Raw genomic sequence first — 20,653 nt, forward strand, 5'->3', positions numbered from 1 at the left:
AAGCTATGGCTAGAACAGAAACGCCGACGCCGTTCGGACATTTGTGAACACATTGAAATCAAGGAGTTTACCATGGCCAAAACACTAAAAGATCTGGCGCTTGCTCTGCTAAATGCAACTTTGATACTTGTGGCTCTGTGCCTGTTTTTGGGCTGGAAGCTGGCTTCGAAAGTCGAAAGCGTCTCGGCAGAGTTCTCAGAGACCGTACAGGTTCTTGCCCCTATTCGGGATGAGGCGAAGGGTATCCGGATCGAGCTTTCTGCGTTGCGCGGTGAATTGACCACGCTGATGACGGAGAACCAGATCACGGACGGTCAAACCGCGCAAAACATCCAGGCAACATTGCGCCGCCTAAACGCTGTTGAACAAAAGCTGCAATCTACGCAGGAGCGGTTCACTGAACTTGCAGACACGCCAGAGGTTCTGATCGCTCAGACGATACAGACCGGAGCAGACATCGCATCCGAGCGCGTCTTGGCGCTCAAGGGGTGTGAGCCGGAGTCCTAAGGGCCCCTGCTCTATCGGTTATGGCGCGGTTCCAATCTGTCTCGGCGATCTCAGGCTGTCGCTTGCAGCTCACGCACAGTAGAACCGTAGCCACCCATGTCGACATAAGCCTCTTCGTGAGGGGTCGAATTGCGCGACAGTGCTTCGTTCCGATAAGGAAAACGACCGAACTTGCGGATCACTTCACGATGCGCTCGGGCATGAAGCAGATTGCTTGTATCGCCGCTCATGTTTTCGCAGATCAGACGCACGCAGCGTTCCTGATCGCACAGATTTTCCGAATGCATCATTGGCAAGTAAAAGAACTGCCGGGCCGGTTCGTCGATTTTCTTGTCCCAGCCCCTGTCGACCGCGCATTTTGCTGCGGCCAAAGCCGCTCGGTCCGTCGCGAAAGCACGCGCTTGGCCCCGGAACATGTTGCGTGAAAACTGGTCCGTCAGAATAATGTAAGCCAGTGACCCGCTGGGATAGGTCAGCCAGAGCGAAAACTTGCCCTCGGCCGCAGCCTCCCATGTTGATTGAAAACGTGCGCGGATATTTGAATCCAACGCTTCATCCTCAATATACCAGCCCTTTGGACCCACCTCATCTAACCAAAAACTCAATACTTCTTCAGGCGTTACCATTGCCTTAAACTCCGTCTTGTGCCCGCATTTGGGACGTAACGTCATTTAAGGCCGTTTTACAGAACTGTTACAGTAACATATTGCAACACTTGCGACATAATCCTGTGTCCTAGGCATCTTCCTGCTCAGCCTGCTCGGCCTCGGCGGCTTCGATCGCAACCTCCTGTGCCACTTCAAGCGCAACTGGCGAGGATGTTGGATACAGCGTCGACATTGTGCCGGTTTCGTCCACAGGGATCGAAGCACGCTGTGTCGTTCGATAAAGTGCGTAGAGTGCCATTGCGAGTAACAGTGCCGCAATAAAGAGAAAAAAGCCCGACGGCCCGAAAATGGCATCACCCATCAACCAACCGGTTATCAGCGGCCCGGCAATCGCTCCCAGACCGTTGATAAACACCAGTCCGCCAGATGCTGCCGCCATATCCTCGTATTCAAGAAAGTCATTCGCATGCGCGATCAGCAATGAGTAGAGCGGGTTGGAGGTGCCGCCGATCAGGAAAGCCGAGGCAAGCAGAATTGGAAACGATCCACCCATCATCATTGCGATAGTTGCGCCGCCGGCACCGGCGAGCGCCACAAGAAGGATCAGAAAGCGTCGATCCATGCGATCAGAGAACCAGCCCAACGGATATTGCAGAACAACTGCTCCGATATAAAACGCCGCAACGAAGGTCGAAATTTCTACAAGCGACAGCCCGGCCCGAGCGCCGAAAACCGCCGCCATACCGAACTGCGCCGAAAACACGCCCCCCAGCAGAAACATGCCCACACAGCCCAGAGGCGAGGTTTCCAGCAGTTTCTTCAGGGTCATCGGTTTTGTGGTATCAAAGGCTGGTGTTGGCGAGATTGACAACAAAATAGGTGCGAAAGACACCGAAACCAGAATCGAGGCGATTACAAAGGTTTCGTATCCAGCGGGGTCGCCGACCAGAACAAGCGCCTGCGCACTGATGATACCCGTCATCTGGACAATCATATAGAGCGACAGCGCCTGCCCGCGGTTCTCATTGCTTGCCGCGTTATTGAGCCAGCTTTCCGCGGTGACGTAGACGCCTGAAAAACAGAACCCGATCACCACCCGGCCAAGGGCCCACGCGATCGGGTCTGTCAGCATCGGATACATGATCATCACGGCCGAAATGAACGACGCAAGGGCCGCAAAGACCCGTACATGGCCGACGCGCCGGATCATCTCGGGTGCGAGGCGTGAACCGCCCAGAAAACCCAGAAAATAGGCCGACATGACAAATGACATCTCAAGGGTCGAAAAGCCTTCGATCTCACCCCGAACGCCCAGGATAGTGCCCTGCAGGCCGTTTCCGACCATCAGCAACCCCATGCCGAGCAACAACGCCCATGCGCTGGAAAGGACCTGAATCATTGGGGCCTCCGACTAATGCCAACCTGATTTTAGTGTCGTTCTGCGATCAAAGACCGCCTACGTCGCGCTTGTCTACGACATTCCCGATCCGTGATGCTGTATACGCGCCCTTCAGGGGATCAAAAGCGACGCGTCGCCATAAGAAAAGAACCGATATTTTCGGGCTATGGCATGCGTGTAGATATCGCGCATCCGATCCTGCCCCATCAATGCCGAAACCAGCATAAGTAAAGTGGACTTCGGCAAATGAAAATTGGTCATCAATGCGTCTGTGACATGGAATTCGAAACCGGGATAAATGAAGATATCCGTTTCGCCTTCCCAGGGTTCGATCTTTCCTGACCTTGCCGCACTTTCGATCAGGCGCAAAGCTGTTGTCCCCACCGGGATCACACGCCCGCCAGCCGCCTTGGTTGCCCGTATCTGTGCCGCGGCCTCCGGGCTTACCTGTCCCCATTCAGCATGCATCTTATGGGTTGTGACATCCTCAACCTTAACCGGAAGAAAAGTTCCTGCCCCCACATGAAGCGTCACATGCGTGAAGCTTACACCTCGCTCGGCCAGCGCCTTCATCAGCGCATCATCGAAATGCAACGATGCGGTCGGGGCGGCCACGGCGCCAGAATGGTTTGCCCAGATAGTCTGATAGTCCGTTTTGTCCCGTTCATCGGCCGGGCGTTTGGCTGCGATGTAGGGCGGCAGAGGCATTGCTCCGGCCTGATCCAGCGCCGCGTCGAAATCCTCGCCGCTGAGATTGAAGCGCAGATACGCCTGGCCGTCAGCAACCCTGTCCAGTGTGGCGCTGAGATCATCTGAGAAGACAATCTCTTCCCCATGCTTCACCTTTTTGAGCGGCTTGATCAACGCAGACCACGTGCCGTCGGCCTGCGGGTCCAGCAAGGTTGCCTCGATCCCGGCGGAAACCGGCCCTTGCGCGCTGTCGCGATGGCGCCGACCGTTTAGCCGCGCCGGGATGACACGGGTGTCATTCAACACCAGCCGGTCGCCCGGCTGCAGATACTCAGGCAAATCGATCACATGGCTGTCGGTCGTCGCGTTCCCTTGCGCTACCAACAGGCGCGCAGAGGACCGCGGGCTGGCAGGCCGCGTGGCGATCAGGTCTTCGGGCAGGTGGAAATCAAAATCGCTGAGTTTCATGACCGCGCCTTACAACCCTGCATCAGATTCGGCCATATCCTGTCAGCGGTCACTTGGGGATGATCCAAACGTGGGTTTTGGTTCATCAGGTTTCTGGGGCACTGCGTTCGGGCCATCCTGAACTTGCGGTGCCGGGGCACGCAACAGGTCGCGTAGGAACAGAGGAGCAAGACCGGACAAAGGATTTACCGACACTTTGGGCGAAGCAAGCGGACCGGTCAGGGTGTAGTTGAAGCCAAAGACGCCCTCGCCCTTGCGCGTGAACACGCTGCCAACTGCGTTGAGGAGGTATATAGGCGAAATTGCACCGCGCAGGTTCAGCATTCCGTTCACCGTATCGATGGTACCGTCAAAAGACAGGCCCATGGATGGCCCGACGGCACTGCCGCTGAGCACCTTGATATCCGCCGGCGTGATCCGCATCCGGCTATCGATTGCTGCAAAAAAGATGCCCTGCCCGGCCATTTCGTCCAATAGCCCCACAAGGCTGATTGCATTCAGCAAGGCTGCCATGGCCGGAGCGTCGGTGATCCGCGTATTGGTGATTTTCAATATCACGTCATAGCTGCCGGGTGCGGCCACAGGCTCAAGCTTGAGGTCCATTTCTCCGCCCCGCGCCTGTGTCAGAACCCCGGCTGATCGTAGCACGGCACCCGCATCTTGCGACGTCAGGTCAACAGCACTTCGTTTCCCTCTGGGGCTGACCTGCCCACTGACCGGCGCGCCGCCATTGACCTGCGCGTTGAAGTTCCCTTGTATTCCGCCGGTCGTCTGAAATGCGCCTTGGAACCCGGTCAGTGCGACGGTTTCCGTCACCTGAAGGCGATCCAGCGACACGTCCAGTTTCGGCCCGGCGCCGCCCCCGCCGCCTGATCCGCCACTTTCGCCGAAATTCGCGCGGCCCATATCAAGTACGCCGCCAAGAACACGGATATCCGGCATGGCGCCCCCGCGCCCGATCAGCTCTGCCGGGACCGCCAGCCAGTCGCCCAGATCAAAAGAGCTGAAGCGAACCCGGTCATATTCGCCATTCTCACGAAACGTAATCGAGGCAGAGGTACGCAAACCCGCCGCATCTATGCGCAGGCTGTCCACCTTCAGTTGCGATCCCAAAGTCGCTTCGGCTGTCAGAGATCCTGTCGAATTAGTTCCCTTTCGCCAACCAAGCTCGGGTATGGCCAGCCCCACGCCTTGCAAATCAGATGAAACTGACAGTTTCGGAGGAGGTCCGGCACCAAGCCCCAATGTGATGTCCGCAATCCCTTTTCCGGTCAGCATGCCCGGAGGCAAACCCGCACCGATCTCATCCATCAATCGCGGCGACAGCTCGATCTGACCCGTCAGGGTACTTCGCTGTGCGGACTTGCCATCTATCGGCTGCCGCCAGAGCGCCGTCAGCGGTACGTCCCCAAACTGCCCCAGCCCCTGAATCTGAACGCCGGACTGATCACCCGAAAGATCCAGCAGATCAGCGCTGACGGTAAAGCCAGGCACCAACCTGTCACTGAACAGATTGGCCAGCCTGCCATCGAAATGGAACTCGGTGTCCTCGAACTTGAGATCTTTTTTCAAGGGCAAGGACAGAGTTCCTGCCAACGACACCGTTCCCTTCGCCACATCAACGGGCAACCCCGCCTTGCTAAGCAATTCGAGCGGAGGCCGGTCCAGCAAGGATAACGCGGCCGTCACACTGCCACTGGCCCGGATGCGCGCAATCGCGGGCGCAGATTTCTTGATATCCGTGTCGGGTATGATGAAGGACGTTCCCGTTGCATCCACCGCACCGCCGTCATCCGCAATCACTACACCCTGCTGCGCAGTGACCGTGAACCTGCGGTTGATCAGGCTGGCCTGACCCTGCGCCTGTTCGATCGGAGGCAGCGTTTTGACAAACCGGATCTTCGCCTCTTCAAATCCGAAATCCAGATAGAGATCCGGTTTCGAACCGGGCAAAAGGCGCAGGGCAAAATCCATATCCGACAGAACCCCTTCGTACAGGTTTTTGGTCACCCATTCTCTCGGTTTCGGCGCCAGACGCTCGGGCCAGTATCCGAGAACCTTGTCCGACGTCATTTGGTCCAGATGTGCGTCCAGCTCGACCGCCCAGCCATCCGGTCGCCCGTTCAGGACACCAAAGGCACGCACCGTATGGCCCGGATCTTCGATGGTCATCTGACCGAGCCGCAATTGGAACGGGTTGATCGCCATCTTGAAATCCAGGCTGGCCCGCGAAAGCTGAATAGGCTGTGGGAACAGGTTTGCAGGGTTCACATTGATACCGGACAACTGCAACTGCGCAGACAGGCTGTCCAGCACGCCATCTTCCGCACCTTCCAAAATCGCCTTCCCGTCAGCCTGCACCTCGCCCCAGGCCGAGACAACTGAAACTTCGTTGAAGTCCAGCATCTGCCCTTTGGGGTCATAAGTGAAATACGTGCGGGCAGATTCGAAGGGGACCGGGCGTGTTTCGGGGTTTGGCTGAACGGCACCCGCCCCCAGATTCAGAGTTGCGTATACGGTACCGATAGCTCCTTTTTCATCGACTCCACCCCGCAAGGCACCCGAAATCGGGGCCCGCAGAACCTGCAACCAAGCAAGGGCGGGAGTTTGGCCCGCGATGTCCTCGGCCGGCAAGTCAGTGACCGATATCCCGAATTGTGCCGCAGGCGTCCCCAGGACGCTTGTATAATTAGCCTCGATTGCACTGACATAGTCACGCCCTGCCAAAACCGAGAACCCCGTCGCCAAACGCACCTCGCTGCCGCTCCGGTTGGCCTGGATATGTCCACCGTCCAGAATCCAGGACCGTCCTTGCCGCAGATCTAGATAATCCAGTGTGATCGCATCAAGCTCGACAGACGTCAGTGCAGACAGGGCCGGAGACTGGAAGACCTGATCCGATGCTTCGATAAGCTGTGCCAGGTTCGGGGCTTCCTGCACGGGTGCGCTGCCGGATCCGACCGTAAGACTCAGCGCCCCGTCCTTGTTCCGGGTCACGGCGATCTGCGCACCGCTCAGAATTATTCTTTTCGGGCGGACGTGACCCCGCAACAAGGGGCGCATGGCCAGACTGGCGCGCATGTCGGACACCTGCGCAATTTGCTGACCAGCCGCATCGCTGATGAACACATCGGTCAGACGCAGACGCGGTCGCCAACCCTCGTGAATGATGAAACTGACGTCACCAAACCGGATTTGCAGCCCGCCCAAGGCCTGTTCAAGCCGCGCCTCGACCCTGTCCCGCAGCCAGACAGGTGCGTGCATTCTTTGTCCGACAAGCATGAAACCAGTGAACAACGCCAACAGCACCAGCATGAAAGTGCCGCGCATGGCCCATAGTCCGGCGGCCCGGCGGCGAGACCGACGGCGCGCGGGCTTTTCCGGCTTTGCTCCATCGTCGTCTTCGTGCTGCTTCAAATTGCTATCCACGCCTTCCAACCCGCACGTGTTGCCCTATGATATCAGGCAGCCTTTTAAAACCTTTAACGGAGTTTCCAATGCCCGACGTTTCAGACATCGCCCCTGACTTCACTTTGCCGCGCGACGGCGGCGGCGAGGTGACGCTTTCGGCGTTGCGCGGTGGCACCGTGGTTCTGTTCTTCTACCCCCGCGATGATACGCCGGGCTGCACCAAGGAATCCATCGGTTTCTCGGAACAACTTCAGGCCTTTGCGGATGCGGGCGCTCAGGTTTTCGGCATCTCCCGTGACAGCGTCGCCAAACATGACAAATTCGTCGCCAAGCATGGGCTGACAACACCGCTGTTGTCGGATGAGAACTCGACCGTCTGTGAAGACTACGGGGTGTGGGTCGAAAAGAACATGTACGGGCGCAAGTCGATGGGGATTGAACGTTCGACGTTTATCATCGACCCCGAAGGCAAGATTGCCCGCGTTTGGCGCAAGGTCAAAGTTCCCGGCCACGTGGATGAGGTGCTGGAAGCGGTGCGCGCGCTGTAACGCTCTCGACCGCGGTCGCCATCCGGTTTAAGAGCCACAGGAATAACCAGGCGGAGAAACATGGTGTCCAAATCGCTGACTCAGATGGCGACCGAGGTTCTTGAAACGACCGATGGTCGGGAAAAGACCACCCTGTCCAAACAGCACGCCGCCGCGTGGTTTGCATCGCGCAAAGGCGACGCCCGCCCGATCGAGATCGGTACCGCGTCACCGCCGCTGCAACCCGCGCGCCCGGACCAGCCCGAACTCCTGTCTCCGCGCGAAGTACCAAAGCGAAAGCCGGGCACCGAAGCGGGACGCATCGCCCTGTTGCATGCCGTGGCGCATATCGAACTGAACGCCGTCGATCTGCATTGGGACATCATCGCCCGCTTTGGCCATGTGTCGATGCCGATCGGGTTTTATGATGATTGGGTAAAATGCGCCGAGGAAGAATCGCGCCATTTCGAGATGGTCTGTGATTGCCTTGAACAGATGGGAAGCTACTACGGCGCCCTGCCTGCCCATGCAGGAATGTGGCGAGCAGCCGAGGACACCGCAGACGACCTGATGGGGCGGCTGGCGGTTGTCCCCATGGTGCTCGAAGCGCGCGGTCTGGACGTCACCCCCGGCATGATCGAGATATTTCGCAAAGCCAAGGCCGAGCAGGCCATTGCAGCGCTTGAAGTGATCTATGCCGAAGAAGTCGGCCATGTCGCCTATGGGTCCAAGTGGTTCCATTTCCTGTGCGGCCGGGAAAATGCCGACCCGAAGGATGTGTTTCACACTCTGGTTCGCCGGTATTTCCACGGCGTCCTGAAACCGCCCTTCAACGAGGAAAAGCGTGCAGAGGCCGGACTGCCACCCGACTTTTACTGGCCGCTGACCGAAGACCTGCCCGCGCCCGGCGAAATCACAAACTGACGCTTGGACACTGATATCGGCAATTTCCCGCCGATCTTTGGGGGGATTTCTGCGCTGTTGGCCACAGACGGGTCAACAAACTTGCCCGAACGCTGCCTGCCCTTTATGCAATCGGCCCAAGGGGCGGCAGGCACTCACGACCGGTCCCGATCTTGGGGATGAGAGGTAGGACGCGTGCGAACACGTCTGGCAATAAAAATACACTCGGTACTTGAACGGTACTTCCCGGAACGCCGGGTCTTTCTGAAATCTGACAAAGATACACGCTTTATCCGTCTAAGTTCGGAAACGCAGGTGGTCGCGGTGGCCGGTGTTGCCGTCATGGTCGGCTGGACCGCGATGGCAACTGCCATTCTGCTGATGGACAGCATCGGATCGGGTAACTTCCGGGAACAGGCGAAACGCGACCAGGCCACCTATCAGGAACGTTTGAATATCCTGTCCGCTGAACGCGACGCGCGTGCGCAGGAAGCCCTTGCCGCCCAGGATCGTTTCAACGCCGCGCTGGAGCAGATTTCCGCCATGCAGTCCGAACTGCTGGCATCGGAAAACCGACGTCGCGAACTTGAGACGGGGATCGAAGTCATCCAGACCACGCTGCGCACGACCATGAAACAGCGGGAAGATGCACGGGCAGAACTGGCTGCATTGAAGCAGGAAACCAGCAACGCTGACATGTACGTTGCAGCCTCCAGCGCCCCGGTGCAGATGGCGTTCATGACGGACGCTCTGGCACGCACGGCCGAGGAACGCGACAAGATCGCTGCTGACGCCCGTGACGCACTGGGTCAGCGGGACGATCTGGAGCTGGAAATCCGCCTTATGCAGGAACGCAGCGACGAGATTTTCCGCCAGCTGGAAGAAGCCATGGTGATATCGGTCGAGCCGCTGGACAAGATGTTCCGTCAGGCGGGAATGCCAACAGACCGCATCATCGAAGAGGTCCGGCGCGGATATAGCGGTATGGGCGGTCCGCTGACCCCTTTATCCCTTAGCACGCGTGGTGAGGTGGACGAATTGTCCGCCGAGGAAGCCCGCGCGAACACATTGCTGAAACAGATGGATCAGCTGAACCTGTATCGTCTTGCGGCGGAAAAAGCCCCCTTTGCCAATCCTGTACATTCGGCCGTGCGTTTCACCAGTGGCTACGGCAACCGGCGCGATCCCAAATCCGGTGGTCGCCGGATGCATAACGGTGTCGATTTCGCAGGGCCGCAAGGCACGGATATCTTTGCGACCGCGGACGGCGTCGTTACCCACGCAGGCTGGCAATCCGGCTTCGGGCGGCTTGTGAAAATCAAGCACGCATTCGGAATTGAGACACTTTACGCTCATAACACCAAGATCAATGTGAAGGTTGGTCAAAGGGTCTCGCGCGGGGATCATATTGCTGATATGGGTAGCACCGGACGGTCGACCGGCACGCATCTGCACTATGAGGTGCGCGTGAACGGAAAACCTGTAAACCCAATGACTTACATCAAGGCTGCGAGAAATGTTTTCTAAAAGCAAAATCAACGAACCCGCATCCAAGGCACCTGAGGCGGCCAAACCCGCCGCTCCGGCGACCCCAGCGGCCCCTGCACCGACCGAGTCGAAACCTGCGACAGCGCCCAAGCCCAAGCCGCCAGCATCGGTTCTGTCTTCGGATCTGCACATCACCGGCAACATCAAGACCTCTGGTGACATTCAGGTAGAAGGCACGGTTGAAGGCGACATCCGCGCCCACCTGCTGACCATTGGTGAATCGGCGACGATCAAGGGTGAAGTCACCGCAGACGACGTTGTGATCAACGGCCGCATCGTTGGTCGCGTGCGTGGCCTCAAGGTGCGCCTGACGTCGACCGCACGCGTTGAAGGCGACATCATCCACAAGACCATCGCCATCGAAAGCGGTGCGCATTTCGAAGGGTCGGTACAGCGCCAGGACGATCCGCTGAACCCGGGTCGCAGCGCCAAAGCCGGATCGAACCCGGCGGCGGACGTCAAACAATAATTCGACCTCTCAGGTCAGACCGGAGACGCCGCAGGGAGACCAGCGGCGTCTCTTTTTTAGGGCCGCAGCCCTTGTCCGGGAAACTTGTTTTGATCCCGTCGGGATCACGTTAGGGTCGGGTCATGTTGATTTTCCTGACACTTGTTGCAGTGATCGCGGCAGGTCTGACCTTTTACTTTTGGTCCAAACGACAGGCGCGTCACGCCCTGTTGGCCGCGCCGTTGACGGACAGTCAACGGCACCTTGTTGACGCTCAGGTCCCGATCTTGCGAAGGCTGCCGCAGGGCCTGCGCGCAAAGCTGGAAGGCAAGATTAACTTGTTCCTTGATCAGGTTGAATTCACCGGGTGCGACGGTCTGGGCGTTACCGAAGACATGCAAGTGTCCATCGCCGCGCAAGCCTGTCTGCTGGTTGTGAATACCGACCTCTGGTATGACAACCTGACCACCATCCTGATCTATCCCAGCGCTTTCAAATCCAGGCAGAGCCGGCACAGCGGTTATGTCGTCACCGAGAAGGAAATCGTGCGCACCGGGGAAAGCTGGAACCGCGGCCCGGTGATCCTGTCCTGGGCCCACAGCCAGCGCGGTGCCATGAATGATCATGACGGGCAAAATGTTGTCTTTCACGAATTTGCCCACCAGATCGACGATCTGACCGGGTCGGCCAACGGGGTGCCTGTTCTCAGCAACAACCAGAGTTTTTCAGAATGGGAGTCCGCATTCCTAACAGCCTATGACGCGCATGTGCGCGCCGTTGAATCCGGGCAGCCAACTGTAATCGACCCCTATGGCGCGGAAGGGCACGAGGAGTTTTTTGCCGTTTCGGTTGAAGTGTTCTTTGAGCGCCCCAAGGCGCTGCGCAACTCGGACCCGGGCGTTTACAAACAACTGTCAAAGCTGTTCCGCCTGGATCCTGCTCAATGGACCTAATGGCTTTCCGACCCAAGGTGAGAGGGTATCCGGGAAATTCCCCGTTCGACACAATTTAACAACAGTTAATTTATGAATTACACTTAAGCGCATTGCATTGTGGAGGAAATTTCATGTCATCAAAACTACTGGCCGAGTTCTTCGGCACCTTCTGGCTGGTTCTCGGAGGTTGCGGCAGTGCCGTATTGGCAGCGGGCGTCGCGGATGTCGGAATAGGGTGGCTTGGCGTGTCCTTCGCCTTCGGCCTGACGGTTCTGACAATGGCCTACACGGTTGGCCATATCTCGGGCGGACACTTCAATCCGGCGGTCAGCCTGGGCTTGATGATTGGCGGGCGGTTTCCGGCCAAGGATCTGCTGCCGTATTGGATCGCTCAGGTCATCGGAGCCATCGCTGCCGCAGTGGTTCTGTATCTGATTGTCAGCGGTGCGCCCGAGTTCTCTGGCGTCGGAGGATTTGCGTCAAACGGATATGGTGAGGCCTCACCCGGGGGGTATTCCCTGATGTCCGCTCTGGTGATCGAAATCGTGATGACCGCTTTCTTCATCCTGATCATTCTGGGCGCGACCTCGGACAAGGCACCGGCGGGTTTCGCCCCCATCGCGATTGGTCTGGGATTGACCCTGATCCACCTTGTATCAATTCCGGTCACCAATACTTCGGTCAACCCGGCCCGGTCCACAGGCGTCGCCCTGTTTGCCGACGGCCCTGCCCTGTCGCAGCTGTGGCTGTTCTGGGTGGCCCCGCTGATCGGCGGCGCGATCGGAGCGCTTATCTGGAAAGCAATGTCACCGGACGATTGATTCTCTTGCAATCAACCATATAAAAAAGCCCGGCGTTTTGAGGAGCGCCGGGCTTTTCACGTTCACTCGGTAACGGTGACTTTTTTCATCACGTCCGGCTGGCCGATAATGGCGCCGTTCTGGCCCTCACCGCGTTTGATCGCGTCGACTACGTCCATGCCGTCAGTCACCTGACCAACAACCGTGTACTTGCCGTTCAGGAACGGGCCCGGTTCGAACATGATAAAGAACTGTGAGTTGGCGCTATTGGGGTCTTGCGCCCGCGCCATGCCAACCACGCCCCGGTCGAATTCGAAATCCGAAAACTCTGCCGGAAGGTCTGCACGGTCGGAACCACCGGTTCCGGCGCGGCGCATGTCACCACCCAGGCGGCCATGTTCCACGTCGCCGGTCTGCGCCATGAAGCCGTCAATCACGCGGTGAAACACCACGCCATCGTACTTGCCTTCATTGGCCAGAGCAGCGATCTGCTCAACATGTTTCGGAGCAATATCATCGAACAGGTCGATGGTGACAGTGCCATTGGCTCCCTCACCTTCGATCTCGACCTCAAGACCCGTGGCCAGCGCAGGGCTGGCCAGCAAGGCAAAAGCGGCGGCGAACTTATACATCAGCCGCCACCTTGACGCTGATCATGCGGTCAGGGCTCGCTGGCGGCTCGCCTCGTACGATGGCGTCCACATGCTCCATTCCGTCGATGACACGGCCATAAACAGTGTACTGGCCGTTCAGGAAGTGGTTGTCCTTGAAGTTGATGAAGAACTGCGAGTTGGCTGAATCCGGGTTCTGCGACCGCGCCGCGCCCAAAGTGCCGCGATCATGGGGCAGCTTGGAAAACTCTGCCGGAACGTTCGCCAGCGACGAACCGCCGGTCCCAGCCATACGCAGGTTGAAACCGTCTTCCATATCGCCATGCTGCACGTCGCCGGTTTGCGCCATGAAACCGTCGATCACACGGTGGAAGGCTACGTTGTCGTACTGTCCGTCGCGGGCCAGTTCTTTCATCCGCGCGCTGTGCAAAGGCGCCACATCCGGCAGCAGCTCGATGACGACATTGCCGTCTTTCAGCTCGATGATGATTGTGTTTTCGGGATCCTTGATCTCGGCCATGAGGCCCTCCTGTCGTTTATCTTGCGCAAATACCTATGATGCACGCGTACGAATGCCAAGTGACGCATTGACCTGAGGGCAAAATGCAGGAAAAGAACCGCCTAAATCATTTGCAAATGACGAGGATTGCGCGATGGGCTGGAAAACGCTGGACGATATGGACCTGAACGGCAAACGCGTTCTGGTGCGTGTGGATATCAATGTGCCGGTCGTGGATGGCGTAGTTACCGACGCCACTCGTATTCAGAGGATCGTGCCCACTGTGCGCGACATTCTGGCCGCAGGCGGCAAACCGATCCTTCTGGCCCATTTCGGTCGCCCCGGTGGGGAGCGACGCGAAAACCTGTCGCTCAAGCAACTGGTCCCCACCCTCGAAAGCGCTTTTGGCGCCAAAGTCCTGTTTGCCGCCGACTGTGTTGGAACCGAGGCCGAACTGGCAGCAGAGGCGTTGCAGCCCGGTCAGGTACTGTTGCTAGAGAACACGCGTTTTCACGCGGCAGAGACCAAGAACGACACCGATCTGGCCGCAGGCATGGCCAAGCTGGGTGACGTGTACTGCAACGACGCGTTTTCAGCGGCGCACCGGGCCCACAGCTCGACCGAGGCCATCGCGCGCCTTCTGCCCGCCTGCACCGGTCGTTTGATGCAGGCCGAGTTGCAAGCTCTGGAAAACGCGTTGGGCGCGCCCAAACGCCCGGTAACAGCGGTTGTGGGTGGAGCCAAGGTCTCGACCAAGCTGGAATTGCTGGGCAACCTGATCGACAAGGTCGATTATCTGGTGATCGGTGGCGGCATGGCCAATACATTCCTCGTCGCACAGGGCATCAGTGTTGGTAAATCACTGGCCGAGACTGCGATGAAAGACACCGCCGCCGAAATCCTCGCCAAAGCCGAAAGCTCTGGCTGTCAGATCGTTCTGCCACGCGATGTTGTGGTGGCCGAAAAGTTTGAGGCCAACGCCCCTCATCAGGTCCTGCCCGCAGATCAATGCCCCGAGGACGGCATGATCCTGGATGCGGGCCCCGAAAGTGTCGCCGCGATCACAGGGATTTTTGACAAAAGCAAAACCCTGATTTGGAACGGTCCGCTGGGTGCGTTCGAACTGGAACCGTTTGACGCCGCCACCAATGCCGCCGCCTTGAAGGCGGCCGCGCTTAGCCGTTCGGGCCAGCTCATCTCGGTCGCCGGGGGTGGAGACACGGTTGCGGCCCTGAATGCTTCGGGTGCAGCCAAGGACTTCACCTACATCTCGACCGCAGGTGGTGCATTCCTGGAATGGATGGAAGGCAAGACGCTGCCCGGTGTCGCGGCGCTGGATCAATAGGCGTCACTTACCGCTTTTGATCGCCTGATAGGGTTCATGGTATTATCCCTTTTTGAACGGGGGATTTCACCGTGAAGCCAATTTACCTTCTTGTCCTTACCATCCTGCCCTGCTCTGCCGCAGCTCAATCCAGTTGCGGCGGTCAGACCCAACTTGACGCCAATTTCTGCGCCAAAGAACAATGGGAAATCGCTGATCGCGAACTCAACCGGCTGTGGGCACAGATCAAACCCGCAGCCGCTGCACGCGGCGAAGGTGATGCTCTTCTGACCGAACAACGCGCCTGGCTGAAAGCCCGAGACGCAACCTGCGACAAAGAACTGTCGGGAGGCGGCAGTGCTGCCCCGATGTTCTACTGGTCCTGCATGAAAGAGCAGACCGAGGCACGAAACCAGGCGCTGCAAGCGTGGCGCTGACCTGCACCAGAGCAGGCATAAATTACTGATGAAAAATCGAATCAGGGGATTCACAACCCGAATCACCTGTGACATAGTGTGTTCAGATGTCCGCAAAGGGCACATTTTTGAGGCAAGTTTTCATACGGCGGTAAACAGAGTGTCCCGTTCCCATCGGCCCGGTCTGGGCTCAATCGTCTTCTTCTCGGTGGCTTTCATGCTTGGTGTGTATTTCACCTTTGCCGCCGTGCAAGGTGACTATGGCCTGTTTCGGCGGGTCGAAATTGCTGGGGAACGGGACGCCCTGTCACACGACCTGGAAAAGCTTAATGCCCAAATCGCCGAATTGGAAAATCTGACCCGGCGCCTGTCTGATACCTATCTGGATCTCGACCTGCTCGATCAGCAGGCGCGTTCGGTTCTTGGTATGATCCGGGCAGATGAAATCGTAATCCGCTGATCCTTTTTGGTCGCCGTAATTCTTCGGTACATCGTTGCACCGCTTTGCATTTCAGCTCAGCCGCGCCCGCGCGGACGCTGCGTCACATTTCCCCTCGCCAGAAAGCCCCAAATGCTTTATGAGATAGTTTAACGCTAAACTATCTTGCCGAAAGGGGGAGATCGCCACTATGGCTGCGCGAAAAACCACAAAGAAACCAAATGTTTCAGCGGAAGAACTCAAGACATACTACCGCGAGATGCTTCTGATCCGTCGATTCGAGGAAAAGGCGGGCCAGCTTTACGGCATGGGTCTGATCGGCGGGTTCTGCCACCTTTACATCGGACAAGAGGCGGTTGTTGTTGGGCTCGAAGCGGCAGCTCAGGACGGCGACAAGCGGATCACCTCTTATCGTGACCACGGCCATATGCTGGCCTGTGGCATGGACCCGGGCGGCGTGATGGCCGAACTGACCGGGCGCGAAGGCGGCCTGTCCAAGGGCAAGGGTGGTTCGATGCACATGTTCTCGAAAGAGAAGCATTTCTATGGTGGCCATGGCATCGTTGGCGCGCAGGTTCCGCTGGGTGCCGGTCTGGCCTTCGCTGACAAGTACAAGGAAACCGGCGGCGTGACCTTTACCTATTTCGGCGACGGTGCCGCAAACCAGGGTCAGGTCTATGAGACCTTCAACATGGCCGCCCTGTGGGATCTTCCCGTGGTTTTCGTGATCGAGAACAACCAATACGCCATGGGCACAGCGCAGGCGCGTTCGACCTCGTCACCTGATATCTATGTGCGCGGCGAAGCGTTCGGCATTCCCGGCGAGATCGTCAACGGTATGGATGTGCTGGCCGTCAAAGCTGCTGGTGAAAAGGCTGTTGCCCACTGTCGCGCCGGCAAGGGCCCTTACATCCTTGAAATTAAGACCTACCGCTATCGCGGCCACTCGATGTCTGACCCGGCCAAGTACCGCACCCGCGAAGAGGTTCAGAAAGTCCGCGAACAAAGCGACCCGATTGAACATGTGCGCGAGTTGCTGCTGACCGGCAAACACGCGACCGAGGATGACCTGAAGGCGATCGACAAAGAAATCAAAGAGATCGTGAATCAAGCTGCCGAATTCTCGAAAGAAAGCCCCGAGCCCGCCGTTGAAGAGCTCTGGACCGATATTTACGCCTGAGAGGACGAATAAGACATGGCAACCGAAATTCTCATGCCCGCCCTTTCGCCCACCATGGAAGAGGGCACGCTGGCCAAATGGCTGGTCAAGGAAGGCGACACTGTATCAAGCGGTGACATCCTGGCCGAAATCGAGACCGACAAGGCGACAATGGAATTTGAAGCTGTCGACGAGGGCATCGTCGGCAAGATCCTGATCGCCGAAGGCACCGAAGGGGTCAAAGTGAACACCCCGATTGCGGTTCTGGTCGAAGAAGGCGAAGACGCCTCGGCCCTGCCCACGGCTGCCCCCGCAGCCGCTGCGGTGGCCGAAGCCGCCCCTGCGGCGATCGAGGGCCCCGCTCCTGTCGCCGCAGCCCCGGCCGCTCCGGTGGTGGATCTTTCGCCCGACTGGCCGGCAGATGCCGAGATGAAATCCGAAACCGTTCGCGAAGCGCTGCGTGACGCGATGGCCGAAGAAATGCGCAGCGACGAAGACGTCTATCTCATGGGCGAGGAAGTCGCGGAGTATCAGGGCGCCTACAAGATTTCCCAGGGTCTTCTGGACGAGTTCGGGCCCAAGCGCGTGATCGATACGCCGATCACCGAGCATGGTTTCGCCGGTATCGCCGTGGGATCGGCCTTTGGCGGTCTGAAACCGATCGTCGAGTTCATGACGTTCAACTTCGCCATGCAGGCGATCGACCAGATCATCAACTCGGCCGCCAAGACGCTTTATATGTCCGGTGGTCAGATGGGCTGTCCGATCGTGTTCCGCGGCCCCAATGGTGCCGCCGCACGCGTCGCGGCCCAGCACAGCCAGGACTATGCCGCTTGGTACATGCAAATCCCCGGCCTGAAAGTCGTCATGCCCTATTCGGCGGCTGACGCCAAAGGATTGCTGAAATCAGCCATCCGCGACCCAAACCCGGTGATCTTCCTGGAAAATGAAATCCTCTACGGTCGCTCCTTCGACATGCCACAGGTAGACGACCTGACCATCCCGCTGGGCAAGGCCCGTATCTGGCGCGAAGGCTCGGACGTGACTATCGTCAGCTTTGGCATCGGCATGCAGTACGCGCTGGAAGCCGCCGACAAGCTGGCCGAAGAGGGCATCAGCGCCGAGGTCATCGACCTGCGCACGATCCGCCCGATGGATACCGGAGCGATAATCAACTCGGTGATGAAAACCAACCGCCTTGTGACCGTTGAAGAAGGTTGGCCGCAAGGCTCGGTCGGCAGCTACATCAGTTCGGTCGTGATGCAGGAGGCGTTCGATTACCTCGACGCCCCGGTCATCAACTGCACCGGCAAGGACGTTCCGATGCCCTACGCCGCGAACCTCGAAAAACTGGCCCTGATCACTACGGACGAGGTGATCGAAGCCGTCAAACAAGTGACCTACCGGTAAGGAGCGACAGACAGATGCCCACCGAAATTCTGATGCCCGCCCTTTCACCGACCATGGAGGAAGGCACGCTTGCAAAATGGCTGGTCAAGGAAGGCGACACCGTCTCCTCCGGCGATCTGCTGGCCGAGATCGAAACCGACAAGGCCACGATGGAGTTCGAAGCCGTCGATGAAGGCACCATTGGCAAGATCCTGATCCCCGAGGGCACCGAAGGGGTCAAGGTCAACACCGCCATTGCGGTTCTTTTGGAAGACGGCGAAAGCGCTGATGATATCTCGACCTCGCCTGCCGTTGTTCCGGGGGCTGCCCCCGCAGCCGCTTCGGGCAACGAGGCTGCCGCGCCAGCGGTATCCGAGGCGCCTGCCCCTGCCCCGGCCGCCCCGGTCAAGGCAGATGGCGGTCGTATCTTTGCGTCCCCTCTGGCCCGCCGGATTGCCGCGCAGAAAGGCCTTGATCTGGCGCAGATCGCAGGCTCTGGCCCGCATGGTCGCATCGTCAAAGCGGATGTCGAAGGGGCAACTGCAACCGCACCGGCACCAACTCCTGCGGCCGCAGCGCCAGCGGCTGCTGCAGCTGCTCCCGCTGGACCCTCCGCGGATATGGTCGCGCGGATGTATGAGGGCCGCGAGTACGAAGAGATTCAGCTCGACGGTATGCGCAAAACCATCGCTGCGCGCCTGGGCGAGGCCAAACAGACCATCCCGCATTTCTACCTGCGCCGCGACATCAAGCTGGATGCACTGCTGAAGTTCCGCAGCCAGTTGAACAAGCAATTGGAAGGCCGCGGCGTGAAACTGAGCGTCAACGACTTCATCATCAAGGCCGTTGCCAATGCGTTGCAGCAGGTTCCGGCCTGCAACGCAGTCTGGGCGGGCGATCGGGTGCTGCAACTGAAGCCATCGGACGTGGCCGTTGCGGTCGCAATCGAGGGCGGCCTGTTCACCCCGGTTCTTCAGGACGCCGACATGAAATCTCTGTCAGCCCTTTCTACCGAGATGAAGGACCTCGCCGCCCGTGCCCGTGAGCGCAAGCTGGCACCGCATGAATATCAGGGGGGCACGTTTGCAATCTCGAACCTGGGTATGTTCGGCATCGACAATTTCGACGCCATCGTGAACCCGCCTCACGCCGGTATTCTGGCGGTGGGAACAGGCGTGAAAAAGCCGATCGTCGGGGATGATGGTGAGCTGACGGTGGCAACTGTGATGTCCGTTACCATGTCCGTCGATCACCGCGTTATCGACGGCGCGTTGGGGGCAGAACTGCTCAAGGCAATTGTCGACAACCTTGAAAACCCGATGGTCATGCTGGCCTGAGGACCTGAAACATGCACTCGCCCCTGATACCCGGGGCGAGTGCAGTCTCATCTCTTGGCACTGAATTGAACTTGCGTGATCGGGGCACCGTTTGCCCTGTGTATCAAGACGTCCCACTTCATTCCTTTAGAAGCCGACGGAAGGCAGGTGCGCGATACTCTCAAGAAATCTCATTCTCAGCCTGATTGTATTGGCGTTTCCGGCAGCCACGGCACCTGAATTTGCCATGGCAATACCCAACAGCTATCCAGGTGAGCATTCTAAGTTCAAGCCGAACGATCCGGCCGCTATTGCCCAACAGAAAGCCGCACAGGACAGACAGCAAGAGCTTCGCAAACAAAAGCGGGAAGAACAGCGGCGCAAGCGGTTGGACAAACGCGCCAACCGCTCCCGCTGAATTTTTACTGGTCCTTGCCCAGCATATGATCCATCGAGATCGACGGCTGGTCGCACCCGGCTTCCCCCACGATCTTGGCGGGGATACCGGCGACCGTCTTGCAAGGCGGCACTTCTTGCAACACCACTGACCCGGCGGCGATGCGGCTGCAATGGCCAACTTCGATATTACCCAGGACCTTGGCCCCTGCCCCGATCAGCACGCCATTTCCGATTGTAGGATGGCGCTGTTCTTCTTCCTTGCCGGTTCCACCCAGCGTCACGGAATGCAGCATCGATACATTGTCGCCAACCACTGCCGTCTCGCCAATCACGATGGAATGGGCATGGTCGATCATGATGCCTTTGCCGATCTTTGCGGCCGGATGAATGTCGATGCCGAAAATCTCGGACGAACGCATCTGGAAGAAATACGCGAGATCGTGACGACCCTTGCGCCACAGCCAATGCGCCACGCGATACGCCTGCATGGCCTGATACCCTTTGAAATAAAGGATCGGCTGCAACAACCGATGACAGGCCGGATCACGTTCGTAAACGGCCATTAGATCCGCGCGGGCGGCTTCGAGCAAACCCGGATCGTCGGCATATGCCTCATCCACGACTTCACGCAGGACCATCATCGACATTTCGTTCGAGCACAGCTTGGCCGCCACCCGATATGAAAGCGCGCGTTCAAGGCTGCGGTGATGTAGGATACAGGCGTGCACGAGCCCCCCCATGAGGGGTTCTTTCTCGACGGCCGCATGGGCCTCGGATGTGATACGGTTCCAGACCGGATCAACCGGTGTCACATGGCTGCGCTTTTCGAACATGGTTTTGATCCTTTGCTGCGCCTA

The 20,653-nt window shown here is 58.4% G+C and carries 21 protein-coding genes; 14 read left to right on the forward strand and 7 right to left on the reverse strand.

Annotation, left to right across the window (positions count from 1 at the left end):
* The first annotated feature begins 72 nt into the window (after positions 1–72).
* Positions 73–507 (forward strand): hypothetical protein, encoded by a 435-nt coding sequence (locus AC2FJB_RS00995; RefSeq protein WP_496718540.1) that lies wholly within the window; start codon positions 73–75, stop codon positions 505–507.
* Between the two features lie 50 nt (positions 508–557).
* Here the strand turns inward: AC2FJB_RS00995 and AC2FJB_RS01000 are convergent, their stop codons facing one another.
* The 4 genes from AC2FJB_RS01000 to AC2FJB_RS01015 all read right to left on the reverse strand — a co-directional run bounded on the left by AC2FJB_RS01000 (position 558) and on the right by AC2FJB_RS01015 (position 7,089).
* Positions 558–1,133: a DUF924 family protein gene (locus tag AC2FJB_RS01000; protein ID WP_117868651.1), complete on the reverse strand. Its 576-nt coding sequence runs from the start codon at positions 1,131–1,133 to the stop codon at positions 558–560.
* Positions 1,134–1,242: 109 nt separating this feature from the next.
* Positions 1,243–2,514, reverse strand: a complete 1,272-nt coding sequence (locus AC2FJB_RS01005) for an MFS transporter (RefSeq protein ID WP_117868650.1) — start codon at positions 2,512–2,514, stop codon at positions 1,243–1,245.
* A gap of 111 nt (positions 2,515–2,625) precedes the next feature.
* The gene (gene queA, locus AC2FJB_RS01010) at positions 2,626–3,672 is read right to left on the reverse strand and encodes a tRNA preQ1(34) S-adenosylmethionine ribosyltransferase-isomerase QueA (RefSeq protein ID WP_496718541.1); all 1,047 of its coding nucleotides are present in this window, start codon (positions 3,670–3,672) and stop codon (positions 2,626–2,628) included.
* Between the two features lie 42 nt (positions 3,673–3,714).
* Positions 3,715–7,089 (reverse strand): YhdP family protein, encoded by a 3,375-nt coding sequence (locus AC2FJB_RS01015; RefSeq protein WP_496817642.1) that lies wholly within the window; start codon positions 7,087–7,089, stop codon positions 3,715–3,717.
* A gap of 80 nt (positions 7,090–7,169) precedes the next feature.
* Here AC2FJB_RS01015 and AC2FJB_RS01020 point away from each other — a divergent pair, with 80 nt between their 5' ends.
* The 6 genes from AC2FJB_RS01020 to aqpZ all read left to right on the forward strand — a co-directional run bounded on the left by AC2FJB_RS01020 (position 7,170) and on the right by aqpZ (position 12,265).
* Complete coding sequence (locus AC2FJB_RS01020) at positions 7,170–7,631, forward strand: peroxiredoxin (protein WP_117868647.1); 462 nt, start codon at positions 7,170–7,172, stop codon at positions 7,629–7,631.
* 60 nt (positions 7,632–7,691) lie between these two features.
* Positions 7,692–8,534, forward strand: coding sequence for a ferritin-like domain-containing protein (locus AC2FJB_RS01025; RefSeq protein ID WP_496718543.1), 843 nt, complete (start codon positions 7,692–7,694; stop codon positions 8,532–8,534).
* A 174-nt stretch (positions 8,535–8,708) separates the two neighbouring features.
* Positions 8,709–10,040: a M23 family metallopeptidase gene (locus AC2FJB_RS01030; RefSeq protein ID WP_299893967.1), complete on the forward strand. Its 1,332-nt coding sequence runs from the start codon at positions 8,709–8,711 to the stop codon at positions 10,038–10,040.
* Positions 10,030–10,530 (forward strand): bactofilin family protein, encoded by a 501-nt coding sequence (locus AC2FJB_RS01035; protein WP_117868644.1) that lies wholly within the window; start codon positions 10,030–10,032, stop codon positions 10,528–10,530. The genes AC2FJB_RS01030 and AC2FJB_RS01035 overlap by 11 nt, the downstream gene beginning before the upstream one ends.
* A 122-nt stretch (positions 10,531–10,652) precedes the next feature.
* Entirely contained in the window at positions 10,653–11,462 is an 810-nt protein-coding gene (locus AC2FJB_RS01040) for a M90 family metallopeptidase (protein ID WP_496718544.1), read from the forward strand.
* A gap of 113 nt (positions 11,463–11,575) precedes the next feature.
* Positions 11,576–12,265 carry an aquaporin Z gene (aqpZ, locus tag AC2FJB_RS01045; protein ID WP_117868642.1) on the forward strand — a complete coding sequence of 230 codons (690 nt, stop codon included), beginning with the start codon at positions 11,576–11,578 and terminating at the stop codon, positions 12,263–12,265.
* 62 nt (positions 12,266–12,327) lie between these two features.
* Here aqpZ and AC2FJB_RS01050 read toward each other — a convergent pair whose 3' ends face one another.
* Positions 12,328–12,876 (reverse strand): peptidylprolyl isomerase, encoded by a 549-nt coding sequence (locus tag AC2FJB_RS01050; RefSeq protein WP_117868641.1) that lies wholly within the window; start codon positions 12,874–12,876, stop codon positions 12,328–12,330.
* Positions 12,869–13,375 carry a peptidylprolyl isomerase gene (locus tag AC2FJB_RS01055; RefSeq protein WP_117868640.1) on the reverse strand — a complete coding sequence of 169 codons (507 nt, stop codon included), beginning with the start codon at positions 13,373–13,375 and terminating at the stop codon, positions 12,869–12,871. Before AC2FJB_RS01055 ends, AC2FJB_RS01050 begins: the two co-directional genes overlap by 8 nt.
* A 133-nt stretch (positions 13,376–13,508) precedes the next feature.
* Here AC2FJB_RS01055 and AC2FJB_RS01060 point away from each other — a divergent pair, with 133 nt between their 5' ends.
* The 7 genes from AC2FJB_RS01060 (at position 13,509) to AC2FJB_RS01090 (ending at position 19,815) form a co-directional block, all read left to right on the forward strand.
* On the forward strand, positions 13,509–14,699 hold the full coding sequence (locus AC2FJB_RS01060; protein WP_496718545.1) for a phosphoglycerate kinase: 1,191 nt from the start codon (positions 13,509–13,511) through the stop codon (positions 14,697–14,699).
* Between the two features lie 71 nt (positions 14,700–14,770).
* Positions 14,771–15,115, forward strand: a complete 345-nt coding sequence (locus AC2FJB_RS01065; RefSeq protein ID WP_496671312.1) for a lysozyme inhibitor LprI family protein — start codon at positions 14,771–14,773, stop codon at positions 15,113–15,115.
* A gap of 139 nt (positions 15,116–15,254) precedes the next feature.
* A complete protein-coding gene (locus AC2FJB_RS01070) occupies positions 15,255–15,554 on the forward strand; it encodes an FtsB family cell division protein (protein WP_162896755.1) in 300 nt (99 codons plus the stop codon).
* 169 nt (positions 15,555–15,723) lie between these two features.
* The gene (pdhA, locus tag AC2FJB_RS01075) at positions 15,724–16,713 is read left to right on the forward strand and encodes a pyruvate dehydrogenase (acetyl-transferring) E1 component subunit alpha (protein WP_117868638.1); all 990 of its coding nucleotides are present in this window, start codon (positions 15,724–15,726) and stop codon (positions 16,711–16,713) included.
* Between the two features lie 15 nt (positions 16,714–16,728).
* Positions 16,729–18,102, forward strand: a complete 1,374-nt coding sequence (locus AC2FJB_RS01080) for a pyruvate dehydrogenase complex E1 component subunit beta (RefSeq protein ID WP_496718546.1) — start codon at positions 16,729–16,731, stop codon at positions 18,100–18,102.
* A gap of 14 nt (positions 18,103–18,116) precedes the next feature.
* The gene (locus AC2FJB_RS01085) at positions 18,117–19,418 is read left to right on the forward strand and encodes a pyruvate dehydrogenase complex dihydrolipoamide acetyltransferase (RefSeq protein ID WP_496718547.1); all 1,302 of its coding nucleotides are present in this window, start codon (positions 18,117–18,119) and stop codon (positions 19,416–19,418) included.
* Between the two features lie 226 nt (positions 19,419–19,644).
* Complete coding sequence (locus AC2FJB_RS01090; RefSeq protein ID WP_162896754.1) at positions 19,645–19,815, forward strand: hypothetical protein; 171 nt, start codon at positions 19,645–19,647, stop codon at positions 19,813–19,815.
* 4 nt (positions 19,816–19,819) lie between these two features.
* Here AC2FJB_RS01090 and cysE read toward each other — a convergent pair whose 3' ends face one another.
* Entirely contained in the window at positions 19,820–20,629 is an 810-nt protein-coding gene (gene cysE / locus AC2FJB_RS01095) for a serine O-acetyltransferase (protein WP_299894001.1), read from the reverse strand.
* Positions 20,630–20,653: the final 24 nt, after the last annotated feature.

It is taken from the genome of Ruegeria sp. CDSC085 (assembly GCF_059610465.1).

Bases quoted from the DNA above. Each gene is read 5' to 3' on its own strand.
- AC2FJB_RS01020 (WP_117868647.1), top strand. From the start codon at position 7,170: ATGCCCGACGTTTCAGACATCGCCCCTGACTTCACTTTGCCGCGCGAC.
- AC2FJB_RS01050 (WP_117868641.1), bottom strand. From the start codon at position 12,876: ATGTATAAGTTCGCCGCCGCTTTTGCCTTGCTGGCCAGCCCTGCGCTG.
- AC2FJB_RS01060 (WP_496718545.1), top strand. From the start codon at position 13,509: ATGGGCTGGAAAACGCTGGACGATATGGACCTGAACGGCAAACGCGTT.
- AC2FJB_RS01025 (WP_496718543.1), top strand. From the start codon at position 7,692: ATGGTGTCCAAATCGCTGACTCAGATGGCGACCGAGGTTCTTGAAACG.
- pdhA (WP_117868638.1), top strand. From the start codon at position 15,724: ATGGCTGCGCGAAAAACCACAAAGAAACCAAATGTTTCAGCGGAAGAA.
- AC2FJB_RS01090 (WP_162896754.1), top strand. From the start codon at position 19,645: ATGGCAATACCCAACAGCTATCCAGGTGAGCATTCTAAGTTCAAGCCG.
- aqpZ (WP_117868642.1), top strand. From the start codon at position 11,576: ATGTCATCAAAACTACTGGCCGAGTTCTTCGGCACCTTCTGGCTGGTT.
- cysE (WP_299894001.1), bottom strand. From the start codon at position 20,629: ATGTTCGAAAAGCGCAGCCATGTGACACCGGTTGATCCGGTCTGGAAC.
- AC2FJB_RS01040 (WP_496718544.1), top strand. From the start codon at position 10,653: ATGTTGATTTTCCTGACACTTGTTGCAGTGATCGCGGCAGGTCTGACC.
- AC2FJB_RS01080 (WP_496718546.1), top strand. From the start codon at position 16,729: ATGGCAACCGAAATTCTCATGCCCGCCCTTTCGCCCACCATGGAAGAG.
- AC2FJB_RS01055 (WP_117868640.1), bottom strand. From the start codon at position 13,375: ATGGCCGAGATCAAGGATCCCGAAAACACAATCATCATCGAGCTGAAA.
- AC2FJB_RS01085 (WP_496718547.1), top strand. From the start codon at position 18,117: ATGCCCACCGAAATTCTGATGCCCGCCCTTTCACCGACCATGGAGGAA.
- AC2FJB_RS00995 (WP_496718540.1), top strand. From the start codon at position 73: ATGGCCAAAACACTAAAAGATCTGGCGCTTGCTCTGCTAAATGCAACT.
- queA (WP_496718541.1), bottom strand. From the start codon at position 3,672: ATGAAACTCAGCGATTTTGATTTCCACCTGCCCGAAGACCTGATCGCC.
- AC2FJB_RS01035 (WP_117868644.1), top strand. From the start codon at position 10,030: ATGTTTTCTAAAAGCAAAATCAACGAACCCGCATCCAAGGCACCTGAG.
- AC2FJB_RS01005 (WP_117868650.1), bottom strand. From the start codon at position 2,514: ATGATTCAGGTCCTTTCCAGCGCATGGGCGTTGTTGCTCGGCATGGGG.
- AC2FJB_RS01000 (WP_117868651.1), bottom strand. From the start codon at position 1,133: ATGGTAACGCCTGAAGAAGTATTGAGTTTTTGGTTAGATGAGGTGGGT.